This window comes from Streptomyces sp. SPB074, from assembly GCF_000154905.1.
Taxonomy (GTDB): Bacteria; Actinomycetota; Actinomycetes; order Streptomycetales; family Streptomycetaceae; genus Streptomyces.
The window spans coordinates 4,010,622-4,023,237 of record NZ_GG770539.1 but is presented as its reverse complement, the minus strand read 5'-3'; the positions used below and the strand labels follow the sequence as shown (position 1 = coordinate 4,023,237).

The 12,616-nt window shown below is 72.5% G+C and carries 7 protein-coding genes and 1 pseudogene; 3 read left to right on the top strand and 5 right to left on the bottom strand.

All coding sequences use genetic code 11. From position 1 onward, the window contains the following. Positions 1-949: 949 nt before the first annotated feature. A complete protein-coding gene (gene pdxH / locus SSBG_RS16750) occupies positions 950-1,705 on the bottom strand; it encodes a pyridoxamine 5'-phosphate oxidase (protein ID WP_037869976.1) in 756 nt (251 codons plus the stop codon). A gap of 273 nt (positions 1,706-1,978) precedes the next feature. Between pdxH and SSBG_RS16745 the strand changes: the two genes are divergently transcribed. Continuing rightward, the gene (locus SSBG_RS16745; protein WP_008747283.1) at positions 1,979-3,088 is read left to right on the top strand and encodes a citrate synthase 2; all 1,110 of its coding nucleotides are present in this window, start codon (positions 1,979-1,981) and stop codon (positions 3,086-3,088) included. Between the two features lie 445 nt (positions 3,089-3,533). Next, the gene (locus tag SSBG_RS16740) at positions 3,534-5,708 is read left to right on the top strand and encodes a glycoside hydrolase family 3 N-terminal domain-containing protein (RefSeq protein ID WP_037869975.1); all 2,175 of its coding nucleotides are present in this window, start codon (positions 3,534-3,536) and stop codon (positions 5,706-5,708) included. 389 nt (positions 5,709-6,097) lie between these two features. Here SSBG_RS16740 and SSBG_RS16735 read toward each other — a convergent pair whose 3' ends face one another. Further along, the gene (locus tag SSBG_RS16735; protein ID WP_008747281.1) at positions 6,098-7,051 is read right to left on the bottom strand and encodes an EamA family transporter; all 954 of its coding nucleotides are present in this window, start codon (positions 7,049-7,051) and stop codon (positions 6,098-6,100) included. 792 nt (positions 7,052-7,843) lie between these two features. Between SSBG_RS16735 and SSBG_RS16730 the strand changes: the two genes are divergently transcribed. Further along, entirely contained in the window at positions 7,844-8,776 is a 933-nt protein-coding gene (locus SSBG_RS16730) for a LysR family transcriptional regulator (protein ID WP_008747280.1), read from the top strand. Between the two features lie 154 nt (positions 8,777-8,930). On the opposite strand, the gene SSBG_RS16725 is transcribed toward SSBG_RS16730, so the two are convergent. The 3 genes and pseudogenes from SSBG_RS16725 to SSBG_RS35450 all read right to left on the bottom strand — a co-directional run. Then, positions 8,931-10,199: a phospholipase D-like domain-containing protein gene (locus tag SSBG_RS16725; RefSeq protein ID WP_008747279.1), complete on the bottom strand. Its 1,269-nt coding sequence runs from the start codon at positions 10,197-10,199 to the stop codon at positions 8,931-8,933. A gap of 85 nt (positions 10,200-10,284) precedes the next feature. Then, positions 10,285-12,027, bottom strand: coding sequence for a (Fe-S)-binding protein (locus SSBG_RS16720; RefSeq protein WP_267880285.1), 1,743 nt, complete (start codon positions 12,025-12,027; stop codon positions 10,285-10,287). Between the two features lie 103 nt (positions 12,028-12,130). After that, positions 12,131-12,541, bottom strand: a pseudogene (locus SSBG_RS35450) (FAD-linked oxidase C-terminal domain-containing protein); the annotation flags it as partial. Between the last annotated feature and the right edge of the window lie 75 nt (positions 12,542-12,616).

The window sequence follows — 12,616 nt, the reverse complement described above, 5'->3', positions numbered from 1 at the left end:
CCGGGGATGCGGGCGTGGAAGCGGTGGTGACGGGTGCGGGCCGTGCGGCGGCGCGGGGCCGTTGCAGGTGGCTCGCAGCGGGGGTGCGTGCGGCGCGGAAAGGGCGGCTGCGCGGACGGGGCAGGGCGGGGCGGGGGCTCGGCGGCAGGGGGTGAGGTTGGGGTGAGCGGCGCCGCGTCGCAGGTGGCGGGGTGTGCGGGCCTATGCATTCCCGGTGCGGGGTGTCGAATGCCGGACTTCGTTTCCCGCGAAAACCCTTTGCCTCTCGCCCGGAGCGTTCCTACAGTGGTGGGCACATGAGAAGGGAGGTGGTTCGGAGAATGTATGACTACCGGACACGTGAGGTGACTGCGGGCTAGCGGCCCCTGTCCCCGCACTCTTGTGCGGTGGCCGGAAGCGTGTGGAAGAGCAGGCCCGGGCGACCGGACCGGTTCACGTCGCCGTCGGCCCAATCCCAGCAGTACACCCGACCCGCAAGCCGCCGGTATGTCCGGCCGGCTCTCCCGCAAGGGAGACCAGGGCTTGCGGGTCGACTGCGTTTCCGAGGGGGCTTCGGGGCGGGAGGAACGGGGTGACGCCTCGGGAGCGGAGTTGTTCGGCGGTGGGGGGCCGTTCGCCGGGCAGGGTTTTCCTTCGCCTTCGCCGAGGGGTGGTTCGTGCCGAGGCGCTTTCCCTTGCTGTGGGGCGGCGCTTACCTGGGGTACGGCTGTTCCCCTCGCTGTTGCTCTGGGGGGACGCTTCGCCGCCGCAGGGCAGTCCCCCGCCCTCCCAGGGGGCGGCCCCAATACCATTCTTCCGCAATCCCACCCCCGCCCCGCCCCCTCACCCCGCATCTGTGGATAACTCCGCGGAAGTTTTTCAGCGCCTCACTCCTTGGAGTGGCGAGAGTTATCGCTATGCGGCCTGAACAGCGATTTTCCACAGCCGTGAGAGGGATTCCGTGCGCTCTTCAGGGGCTCAGCCGTTCAAGCGCCCACTCCGCCTCAGCCGATACGCCGGCCGGCTCCCCTCCCGTACGGCGGTATCGCAAACGATCGTGCAGGCGGTTCTCACGCCCCTGCCAGAACTCGACCGTCTCGGGCGTGACGAGATAGCCGCCCCAGTGCGGCGGTACGGGCACTTCGCTGCCCTCCGGATACCGGGCGGCGAGCCGCGCGTACTCCTCGTCGAGCACGTCGCGCGAAGCGACGGTCCGTGACTGCCGGCTCGCCCAAGCCCCGAGTTGCGAACCGTGCGGCCGACTGTGGAAATACGCGGCCGTCTCGGCACGGTCCAGTCGCGCCGCCGTGCCGGTCACGAGTACCTGCCGGGCCATCGCGTGCCAGGGGAAGAGCAGGGCGACGTGCGGGTTCTCCGCGATCTCGCGGCCCTTGCGCGAGGTGTGGTTGGTGTAGAAGACGAACCCGCGCCCGGCGTACTGCTTGAGCAGCACCGTCCGCAAACTCGGCCTCCCCCCGGCATCCGCCGTCGAGAGGACCATCGCGTTCGGCTCGTAGATCCCCGCCGCCACCGCGTCCGCGAACCAGCGCCCGAACTGCTCCATCGGCTCCGCGGCGAACCCACCCGCCTCGATCCCCCCGACCCGGTACTGCTCCCGCATCCCCGCGGGATCGGGCACGTGCGGCGCGTACGACCGCCCCGCGTTCTCGTCCGGCTCCCGGCCCGCGTCCCCACCTCGCGCCCCCGGCGCGCTCTTCTCGCTCACGGCGCCATCCTGCCGCACCGTCTCACTCCATGTGTCGCAAACGTCACGCCGATGCCCGCCACTCGAAAAGGGTGGCGCGGCCCCGTACCGGGCATGACGCAGAAACGCGCCCGGTGGACGACGACCCCACCGGCGAGCCCGCCCGCGAGGCGGGGTTCTCCCAGCCGGTGCCGACGTACGCAATGACCCGCAAACGTTGGCACCACGGGAGCCGGCTCGTCACAGCCGGAAACGCGGTCGCCCCGAGACCAGTGTGAGACCAGGAGCAGCGAGATGTCCGATTTCGTGCCCGGCCTCGAAGGCGTCATCGCCTTCGAGACAGAGATCGCCGAACCCGACAAGGAAGGCGGCGCCCTGCGTTATCGCGGCGTCGACATCGAGGATCTGGTGGGCAGGGTCTCCTTCGGCAACGTGTGGGGACTCCTCGTCGATGGCTCCTTCACCCCCGGCCTGCCACCGGCCGAGCCCTTCCCCCTCCCGGTCCACACCGGGGACATCCGCGTCGACGTGCAGTCGGCCCTCGCCCAGCTCGCCCCCATCTGGGGCCTGCGGCCCCTCCTGGACATCGACGCGGCACAGGCCAGGAACGACCTCGCCCGCTCCGCCGTCACCGCGCTCTCCTACGTCGCCCAGGCGGCGCGCGGGCAGCAGTCACCGATGGTCCCGCAGAGCGAGATCGACAAGGGCCGCTCCATCGTCGAACGCTTCATGATCCGGTGGCGCGGCGAACCCGACCCCCGTCACGTGAAAGCCGTGGACGCCTACTGGACCTCGGCCGCCGAGCACGGCATGAACGCCTCCACCTTCACGGCGCGCGTCATCGCCTCGACGGGAGCCGACGTCGCCGCCGCGCTCTCGGGAGCCGTGGGCGCGATGTCGGGCCCACTCCACGGCGGAGCGCCCTCCCGCGTACTCGGGATGCTGGAGGAGGTCGAGCGCACAGGCGACGCGAGCGCTTACGTGCGCCGCGTCCTCGACTCCGGTGAACGCCTCATGGGCTTCGGCCACCGCGTCTACCGCGCCGAGGACCCGCGCGCCCGCGTGCTCCGGCGTACGGCCAAGGAACTGGGCGCCCCCCGCTTCGAGGTCGCCGAGGCCCTGGAGAAGGCCGCTCTCGACGAACTCCACTCCCGTCGCCCCGATCGCGTGCTCGCGACGAACGTCGAGTTCTGGGCCGCGATCATGCTGGACTTCGCCGAGGTTCCCGCCCCGCTCTTCACCTCCATGTTCACCTGCGCCCGCACGGCGGGCTGGTCCGCGCACATCCTTGAGCAGAAGCTCACCGGCCGCCTGGTCCGTCCCTCCGCCCACTACACCGGCCCCGGCAGCCGGTCGCCCGAGGACATCGAGGGATACGCGGACGCCGTCCGCCTCGACGGCTGACCCTCCCTCCGCCAAGGCCGAGCGGGCCGGCGCCGGGCCGAGCCGTCCCGGATCGCGTCGGGGCCCCGCAGCCCCGCTCCGGCCCGGCTCGGCCCAGTCCGGTTCGGGCCGGGCCGGGCCGGCATCGTGCGAGCCGCGGTTCGCGACCGGAAGACGGTGCCGTGCCGGACCGCGGGTCTCTCGCCACGGGTCTCATTCAGCTGCTCGTCCGGGCCTGGCGGACTGCGGGATACGTCACTCCGCAGCCCGACAGGCCGGCCCGCCTCCAAGCGCCGCCCCTCCCGGTCCCTGCCCCGGACCGTCGGTCTGCCGCACACCACAGGCAAGTTCACGAAGGCGTCCCACCGCACGCGGCCACCACTCACTCGGCAGCCCGTCCCGCCGTCGCGTCAGTACAGCGGGACGATATGGAAAACCCCGGGCGCAACGCCTAGCGTGTACAGCCATGACCGTCGAACACAACGCCGATGACCACCTGAAACTCGTCCGGGACCTCCTTTCCCGGATGACCGTGGCCGAAAAGCTGGGCCAGCTCCAGCAGCTCTCCTGGAACAGCGCCACCGGTCCGGGTGGTGGCGAGACCGCGGAGATCGAGAACGCGGCGCGCGAAGGACGGCTCGGCTCGGTCCTGAACATCACGGGCGCCGCGCACACCAACGCTCTCCAGCGGCTCGCCGTCGAGGAGTCGCGGCTCGGCATCCCGCTGATCTTCGGCCTCGACGTCATCCACGGTTACTGGACGACTTTCCCCATCCCGCTCGCCCAGGCGGCCTCCTGGAACCCTGCGGTCGCCGAGCGCGACGGCGAGGTCTCCGCCGAGGAAGCGCGCTCGACCGGGGTGCACTGGACGTTCAACCCGATGATGGACGTGTGCCACGAGCCGCGCTGGGGCCGCATCGCGGAGAGCGCCGGCGAGGACCCGTACCTCACCTCCGTGCTCACGGCCGCGAAGGTGCGCGGCTACCAGGGCCCCGCGCTGTCCGACGACCCGCGCAAGGTCGCCGCCTGCGCCAAGCACTTCGCCGCCTACGGAGGCGCCGAGGGCGGCCGTGACTACAACACCGTCGACGTCTCCGAGCAGCGCCTGCGCAATGTCTACCTGCCGCCCTTCAAAGCCGCGCTCGACGCAGGTGTCGCCACGGTGATGGCTTCTTTCAACACCGTTTCGGGCGTCCCCGCGCACGCCAACTCCCACCTGCTCACCGAGGTGCTGCGCGAGGAGTGGCGGTACGACGGGATGGTCGTGAGCGACTGGACAGGCGTCCAGGAACTCATCGCGCACGGCCTCGCGGAGGACGGGGCCGACGCCATCCGGCAGGCCCTCGGCGCAGGCGTGGACATGGAGATGGTGAGCACCCACATCACCGATCACGGCGAGAAGCTTCTCGCCGCCGGAGCCATCGACCCGGCACGCCTGGACGAGGCCGTGACCCGTGTGCTGCTCCTCAAGGCGCGTCTCGGTCTCTTCACCGCCCCGTACACGGAGGAGTCCGACGAGATCACCGAGCCGAGCGCCGAGGCGCGGCGAGCGGCCCGGGACACCGCGGCGCGCACTCTCGTGCTCCTCAAGAACGAGACGGGCGCCGACGGGTCCTCCGTGCTGCCCCTGCCCGCCACGGCCGCGTCGGTGGCCGTCGTGGGACCGTTCGCGCACTCGACGGACCTGCACGGAACGTGGGCCGGTCCCGGCGCGGGGAAGTTCGCCGCCACCACGGTCCTGGAGGGGCTGCGGGAAGCGCTTCCCACGGCCGAGGTGCTGTACGCCGAGGGCGAGTCGGAGGCGATCGCCGCAGTACGCGAAGCCGAGGTGACCGTGGTCGCGGTCGGCGAGCCGGGCGAGATCAGCGGCGAGGCGTCGACGCGTGCCGACATCTCGCTGCCCGAGGGGCAGGCCGAGCTGATCCGCCTGGTCGCCTCCGTGGGCAAGCCGTTCGCCGTCGTGGTCTTCGGCGGCCGGCCGCTCACCATGGAGGAGTGGATCGACGAGGCACCCGCCGTTCTCTTCGCCTGGCATCCCGGCCTGGAGGGTGGTCACGCCGTCGCCGACGTCCTCACGGGGAAGGTCAACCCCAGCGCCAAGCTGCCTGTCACGTTTCCCCGTTCGGTCGGGCAGATCCCGCTCTACTACAACCACGAGAACACCGGCCGCCCCGCCGATCCGGCCGACCCGAAGGTGCCTTTCCGTTCCTTCTACCTCGACGTGGAGCACGGGCCCCGGTTCGCCTTCGGGCACGGGCTGAGCTACACGCGCTTCGAGACGGGCGCGCCCGTGCTGAGCCGGTCCGAGATCTCGCTGCGGGAACTCGGCGAGGGCGGCTCGGTCGAGGTGAGCGTGCCGGTGAGGAACACGGGAGACCTCGCGGGCGCGGAAGTCGTGCAGGTCTACGTGCACGACCGGGCCGCTTCGCTCGTGCAGCCGGTGCGACGCCTGCGCGGGTTCGCCCGGGTCGAGCTCGCCGCCGGGCAGAGCGAGGTCGTCGTCGTCCGACTGGGCTCGGGGGACCTCGGCTTCTGGGACAACACCCCGACCGGCAACTACCGTGTGGAGACGGGCGCCTTCGACATCTACGCGGGCACCGACTCCACAGCCGCTTCGCACACCACGCTGCACGTCGTCTGAGGGACGTACTGCCTCCCCCGGATCACCGGCCCCCGCACGCCGCGTTCTTCGCGTCGGCGGGGGCTCGGGCGGAGGCCGTACGCCGGACGGGGGTCCGTCACCCGACGTCCGGGCAGCACGGGCACCACAGCGCTGAGCGGTTGCCCGCGTACGGCGGAAGAGGCCGACGAGCGGCCCGTCGTACGCCCTCGCGAGCAGGGACTTCGCGGGGGACGTAAGCAGAGCAGCAGACACGGAACGTAGCGGTCGCGCCGACATGAGCACCTCCGTTGGTGACGCACAGCCATCATTTCATGACGGAGCGTGGCCAACAGAACGGGCGTTCACACCCGAACAGCCCTTTCTTCACTCCTGAGAGTGAAAATTCCGCAGATTGGGCATGATCGGCCTTAATCGTGCCGAACACTCGTCGTACGCACCGCGCCCATGCTGGCGGCGATGACGAGGGCGACGGCCAGCCCTTCGATCCGGCTCAGGTCCTGGTGCAGCACGAGGAAGCCGGCGAGCGTCGCGATGGCCGGTTCGAGACTCATCAGCACCGCGAAGGCGGGAGCGGGGATACGGCGCAGTGCGATGAGTTCCAGGGTGTAGGGAAGAACCGAGGAGAGGACGGCCACACCGGCACCGAGAGCGAGCGTGGAGGGCACCGCGAGCGTCGTGCCGCCCTGCGCGATACCGAACGGCAGGATGAGGACCGCGCCCACGGCCATGGCGAGGGCGAGGCCGTCGGCCTGCGGGAAGCGGCGACCGGTCCGGGCACTGAACACGATGTACGCGGCCCACATCGCGCCCGCGCCGAGCGCGAAGGCGACACCCACGGGATCGATGTCGCTCAGCCCGGTGCCACTGAGCAGGAAGACCCCGAGCAGCGCCAGGAGCGCCCACAGGAAGTTCACGAGACGACGGGAGGCGACCACCGACAGGACCAGCGGACCGAGCACCTCGAAGGTCACGGCGAGACCTAGCGGGACACGGTCGGCGGCCTGGTAGAACAGCGCGTTCATGCCGGACATCGCGACCCCGAACGCGATCACGGTGCCCCAGTCGGCCCGGGAGTGCCCGCGCAGCCTCGGCCGGCAGAAGAGCAGCAGCACGAGCGCGGCCACGGTGAGCCGGATCGCCACCACGCCGAGGGGTCCGGTACGGCCCATGATGCTCACGGCGAGCGCTCCGCCGAACTGCACCGACACACATCCGGCCAGCACCAGGCCGACCGGTCCGAGCGCACCGCGCGGACCCACACGTGAGGTGTCTCCAGAAGGAGAACCCTCCTCGGCCGCCGGAGCCGAGGACGCGGAGAGCGCGGGGACCGGTGTGCCGACGGGACCTCGCGGGGTGGGCAGGCCGGCTTCGGCCGACTGTCCCGCGGTACCGGGCGCCGCTCCCGCTTCGCCTCGCTCAGCCACCGTCAAACCCGCCCTTCCCACTCACATCCACAAAGGAGGCCAGTCGTTGTAAAGAAGCGCCGCATCGACCGACCCGGTGTACCAAAGCGTGCACGCACGTGAACTTCCCGGTCACCGCAACCGCCTGGCGATCGAGGTGCACGCCGCCGCAGGCCCCCGGGAGGACACCGGGCTGGAGAGTCCGAAGGCCGCAGCTCTCCCCCGGCCACCCGCCGACCCGCCAGCCCGCCGACCGGCGGCAGGTTTGCTGTCGCACGGGCGCCGTCGGAACAGCTCCACCCAAGGTAGGCCCGGTGCTGGCAGGCGTGAAATGCCGCGACGCTGCGCTTATGCTCGGCACGCATAAGCAAGGGCCGTTGGTTGGCGTGCGATCCCCTTCTCCCGGCGGGAAACGCACGTCGGGAGCTCCGCCCACCGTTCCAGCCGCGCGAGGGCGGCGGGTTCCGGGGCTCGAAGCGGTTCACAGGAGGGTGCCGCACGTCTTACCTGGAACCAACCACGCGCATCCACACCGAGCGCATCATCACCGATTCACAGAGGAGAGAGGTGTTCATGTCCGTTCACGACCCTGACGACTCGGGGGAAGCCGGGAATCTCCCGGGACCGGTCGCCGGTCCCCGGCTTGGCTCCGGCCGCATGGAAACCCCTCCGGATTCCGGGGCGGCAAAGTTTTCGGGTTCCGGGCCGACGCCGCCTCCCGGGTTCGGCGGCCCGGCGCGTCCGGGCACGGTGGAAGCGGGTGCCGGTTCCGCAGGCGGGCGAGCTGGCGGCGGCGCTTCGGGCCAGGGGCGTGGTGGTGTGGAGGTGCGGCATCTGCGGTGTTTTCTCGCCGTGGCCGAGGAGGGGTCGGTGACGGCTGCGGCGGCGCCGCTGGGGCTGGGGCAGCCGGCGGTGTCGCGGACGCTGGCGGCGCTGGAGCGCGAGCTCGGGGTCAGGCTCGTGGACCGGTCCACGCATCACCTCGCGCTCACAGCCGAAGGGGCGGCGTTCCGGGTGCGGGCGCGGGCGGCCTTGACGGCCTTCGAGGAGGCCGTGTCACCCGTGGGGGGCCGGACGCTGCGGCTCGGGCACGCCTGGTCGGCGGCGGGACGGTTCACGACACCGCTGCTGCGGAGCTGGCGCGAGCGCCGTCCCGATGTGCCGCTGGAGTTGCTGCGGGTGGACGACCGGACGGCGGGGTTGTTGCGCGGGGTGGTGGATCTCGCGTTGTTGCGCGGGCCGGTCACGGAACCGGGCCTGGTGGCGGTCGAGTTGTACGCGGAGCCGAGGGTGGCGGCGGTGCCGGCGGACGGGGTGTGGGCGCGACGGGCGCGGATCGCGTTGGGGGAACTGGCCGGGGGGACGCTGGCGATCAACACCGTCTCGGGGTCGACGACCCCGGAGTTGTGGCCCGCTGGGGCGCGGCCCGTGTCCACGTTGACCGTGGGCAACACCGACGACTGGCTCGCGGCGATCGCCGCGGGACTGGCTTTCGGGGTGACGGCCCGGGCCACGGCGGCGATGCACGCCCACCCGGGTGTCGCTTTCGTCCCGTTGAGCGACGCTCCAGCGCTGTCGGTCTCGCTCGTGCGGCGGGCGGGTCGGGAGCGGGAGGCGGTGCGGGAGTTCGTCGCGCTCGCGCGGGAGGTGACGGCGGTGGCCAGGAGGGAGGGGGCCGGCTGAGGGCGCCGGCTCCGGATGGGGGGACGAAGCGCGGCTCGGGGTGCCCGGCCCCGTACGAATGCTCCGTCACGTACTGAGGGACCGGTCTCGTACGGGACGGCCGAGGGTGTGGGGCCGGGGGTGGGGCGCGGGCTGCTCGCGGCCGCTGATGCGGTCAGAGGAAGCGGCCGATGGGGCGGATCAGGGATTCGCGTGCGCGTTGCGGGAGCGAGCGGTGGGACCAGCGGCTGGGGAGCATCCGGGTGCTGCGGGAGAGGTCGTGGTCGTAGTCGGCGTCGAGACCGGCGACGAAGGAGGGGTCGAGGACGGCGAGCATGACTTCTTCGTCGTGCTCCATGGAGCGGCGGTTGAAGTTGGTGGAGCCCACGAGGGCGAGGGTCCGGTCGAGGGTGAGGATCCTGGTGTGGAGCATGGTCGGCTGGTACTGCCAGATGTGGACTCCGTGGTCGAGGAGACGGGAGTAGTGGCGTTGGCCGGCGAGTTGGCAGACACGTTTGTCGGTGTGGGGGCCGGGCTGGAGGATCTCGGCGCGGACTCCGCGTGCGGCGGTGGCACACAGGAGGTCGATGAAGTAGTCGTCGGGGGCGAAGTAGGCGGTCGCGATGCGGACGCGGTCGCGGGCCGACTCCAGGGTGACGCGGAGGAGGGTCTGCATGTCCTGCCAGCCGAAGCCGGCGGAGCCCCGTACGACCTGGACGACGGCGTCGCCCGCCGGTTCGTGCGGGGTGAAGAGGTCCTGGTCGTCGAAGAGTTCGGGGTTGCACTCGGCCCAGTTCTGGGCGAAGGCGGCGGCGATGCCGTCCACGGCGGGGCCGCGTACCTCGACGTGCGTGTCGCGCCACTCGGAGGGGTCACGGGCATCGCCGCACCACTCCTCGGCGATGCCGACGCCTCCCGTGAACGCGATCGACTCGTCGATGACGAGGGCCTTGCGGTGGCAACGGTGGTTCTGCTTGAGGGGCGAGATGAGGAGCGGCTTGCGGAACCAGGTGAGGACGACGCCCGACTGCTCCATGAGGTCGAGGAGGTCGCGTTCTATCGTGCGGGCGCCGAAGCCGTCGAGGAGCAGCCGCACGCGGACGCCCGCCGCGGCGCGTTCGGCGAGGGCGCGGGCGAAGTCGCGGGCGATCTCACCGCGCCAGTAGACGAACGTCATCATGTCCACCGTGCGGCGGGCGGAGGAGATGGCGCGGAGCATGGCGGGGAAGATCTCGTCACCGTTGCGCAAGGCGTGCAGGCCGTTGCCCTCGGACATCGCGATGCCGAGGAGTCGTTCGAGCCTTCTCCGCAGTTCGGCTCCGCGTGCCGCGAGGTCGGCGGGCTCAGCGGGCTCGGTGGGGCTCGTGAGGTCCGCGGAGCCGGCGGCGGTGCCGATTCCTCCGGTCTCGCCCGTCCCGTCCCGTTCCGTGGTGCTCGTCGTCATCCTCGTCCCCTCCCAGGTGTGCGCCGGGCGGGTGCAGCGGCCCGGCTCCCCTCGTCTGCCCCGTCCGGCGGGCCCCAGCCGTGGCCTACGGGGTGCGCGCGGGAAGGGCCTCGGCCAGGACCTCGGCGAGGTGGCGGCCGGAACGCGGGGCGAGGTGGGAGAGCTGGGTGCGGCACGAGTAGCCGTCGGCGAGGACCACGGTTTCCGGACCCGCCGCGCGGACGGCCGGCAGGAGCTGGTCCTCCGCGCAGGCGACGGAGGTGGCGTAGTGGCCGCGTTCGAAGCCGAAGTTGCCCGCGAGTCCGCAGCAGCCGCCGCTGAGTTCGCCGGTGAGTCCGGCCCGTGCGCGCAGGCGTCGTTCGGCGGTGTCGCCGAGCACGGCGTGCTGGTGGCAGTGCGTCTGGCCGACGACCGGCGCGGCGAGACGGGGCGGCTCCCAGCCCGGGGCGGCCTCTTCCTCCAGGACCTGGGCGAAGGTCCGGACCCGGGCGGCGAGCCGGGCCGCGCGGGGGTCGTCGGGAAGCAGTTCGGGCAGGTCGGTACGGAGGGCGGCGGCGCAGCTGGGTTCGAGGACGAGGATCGGGGGCGGGGCGGAGGGGTCGGCGGGAGCGGGGTCGTGGACGGGCGGCGCGCCCGGCGTCGTACGCGGGCCCGTACCGGTGGCGGCGTCTGCGCCCGTACGCGCGCGGGGGCGGCTGTCGGTGTGGGCACGGGCGCCGTTGCCCGCTTCCGGTGGGGCGTCCGCCGCGTCCACCGCGTCCACCGCGTCCACCGCGTCCAGGGTGCGGTGCATCACCCGTCGTGCCGCGTCGAGTTGGCCCGTCGAGACGTAGGTGAGGCCGCAGCAGACGCCGGGGCCGCTTAGCCAGGGGCGCGGGGTGGTGGCGTGGAGTCCGGCGTCAGCGAGGACGCGGCGGGCGGCGCGGGGGATGTGGGGGGTGAGGTGGCGGCCGAAGGTGTCGGGCCAGAGGAGGACGGGGCGGGCGCCGGGTGGTGGCGCTCCTTCTTCGCCGGGGCGCAGGGGGTGGGTGGCGAGGGCGGGAAGGGGGCGTTCGAGGGTGAGGCCGGTGAGGCGGAGGGCGAGTGAGGCGAGGGGGCGCAGGCGGGCGAGGGCGTTGAGGGGGCGGGCGAGGGGTGCGGCGGCGCGGAGCCAGGCGGGCAGCCGTCCGAGGGCGTAGTGGCTCGCGGGGCGGAGTCGTCCGGCGTAGTGGTGGTGGAGGAACTCGGCTTTGTACGTGGCCATGTCGACGCCGACCGGGCAGTCGCTGCGGCAGCCCTTGCACGAGAGGCACAGGTCGAGGGCGTCGTGGACCTCGGGGGAGCGCCAGCCGCCGGTGACGACGTCGCCCGCGAGCATTTCGTGGAGCAGGCGGGCGCGGCCGCGCGTGGAGTGTTCCTCGGCGCCGGTGGCGCGGAAGGAGGGGCACATGACGGAGGTGCCGTGGGTGCCGCCGGGCTCGCGGCACTTGGCGACGCCGACGCAGCGGCGTACGGCGGCGGAGAAGTCGCCGCCGTCGTGCGGGTAGCCGAAGGCGACGTCCACGGGTTCGCGGGGCAGCACAGCGAAGCGGAGGTTCTGGTCGAGTTGCGCGGGGCGGACGAGGATGCCGGGGTTGAGGAGGTCGTCGGGGTCCCACGCGGCTTTGACCCGCGCGAACAGGTCGGTCAGCTCCGGCCCGTACATGACGGGGAGGAGCTCGGCGCGTGCTTGGCCGTCGCCGTGCTCGCCGGAGAGGGAGCCGCCGTGGGCGACGACGAGGTGCGCGAGTTCCTCGGAGAAGCGCCGGAAGGCGGCGATGCCGGGGGTGCTGAGGAGGTCGAAGTCGATGCGGGCGTGGACGCAGCCCTCGCCGAAGTGCCCGTAGGGGCGTGCCGTGCAGGCCGTGCTCGGCGAGGAGCGCGCGGAAGGCGCGGAGGTACGGGCCGAGTTGGTCGGGCGGGACGGCGACGTCCTCCCAGCCCGGCCATGCCTCGGTGCCGTCCGGGCCGCGCGTCGCGGTGCCGGCGGCGTCCTCGCGCACGCGCCACAGGGCGCGCTGGGTGGCGGGGTCGGTGACGACGCGTGCGTCGAGCGCGCCTGCCGCGCCGGCGAGGAGGCGGGCGTGGTGGGCCGCCTCGGCCGGGTCGGCGCCGCCGGTCTCGGCGAAGAGCCAGGCGCCGCCACGCGGCAGGGACGCGCTGTCCGGTACGAGGTCGGCGGCCATGCCCTCGACGGTGAGCGGGGCGAAGGGGAGGAGTCCGGCGGCGGCCTCGGCGGCCTCGCTCTCGTCCGCGTAGCCGAGGACAGCGAGGGCGCGCGCGGGGGGCGCTTGGACGAGTCGTACGCGCGCCTCGGTGAGCACCCCGAGCGTGCCTTCGCTGCCGCACCAGGCGCGGGCGAGGTCGCAGCCGTGCTCGGGGAGGAGGGCGTCGAGGGC

What these genes read in the sequence shown, in the direction of transcription:
- SSBG_RS16725 (WP_008747279.1), bottom strand. Translation starts at nt 10,199, where the DNA reads ATGACGACGAGCACCACGGAACGGGACGGGACGGGCGAGACCGGAGGA.
- SSBG_RS16740 (WP_037869975.1), top strand. Translation starts at nt 3,534, where the DNA reads ATGACCGTCGAACACAACGCCGATGACCACCTGAAACTCGTCCGGGAC.
- SSBG_RS16745 (WP_008747283.1), top strand. Translation starts at nt 1,979, where the DNA reads ATGTCCGATTTCGTGCCCGGCCTCGAAGGCGTCATCGCCTTCGAGACA.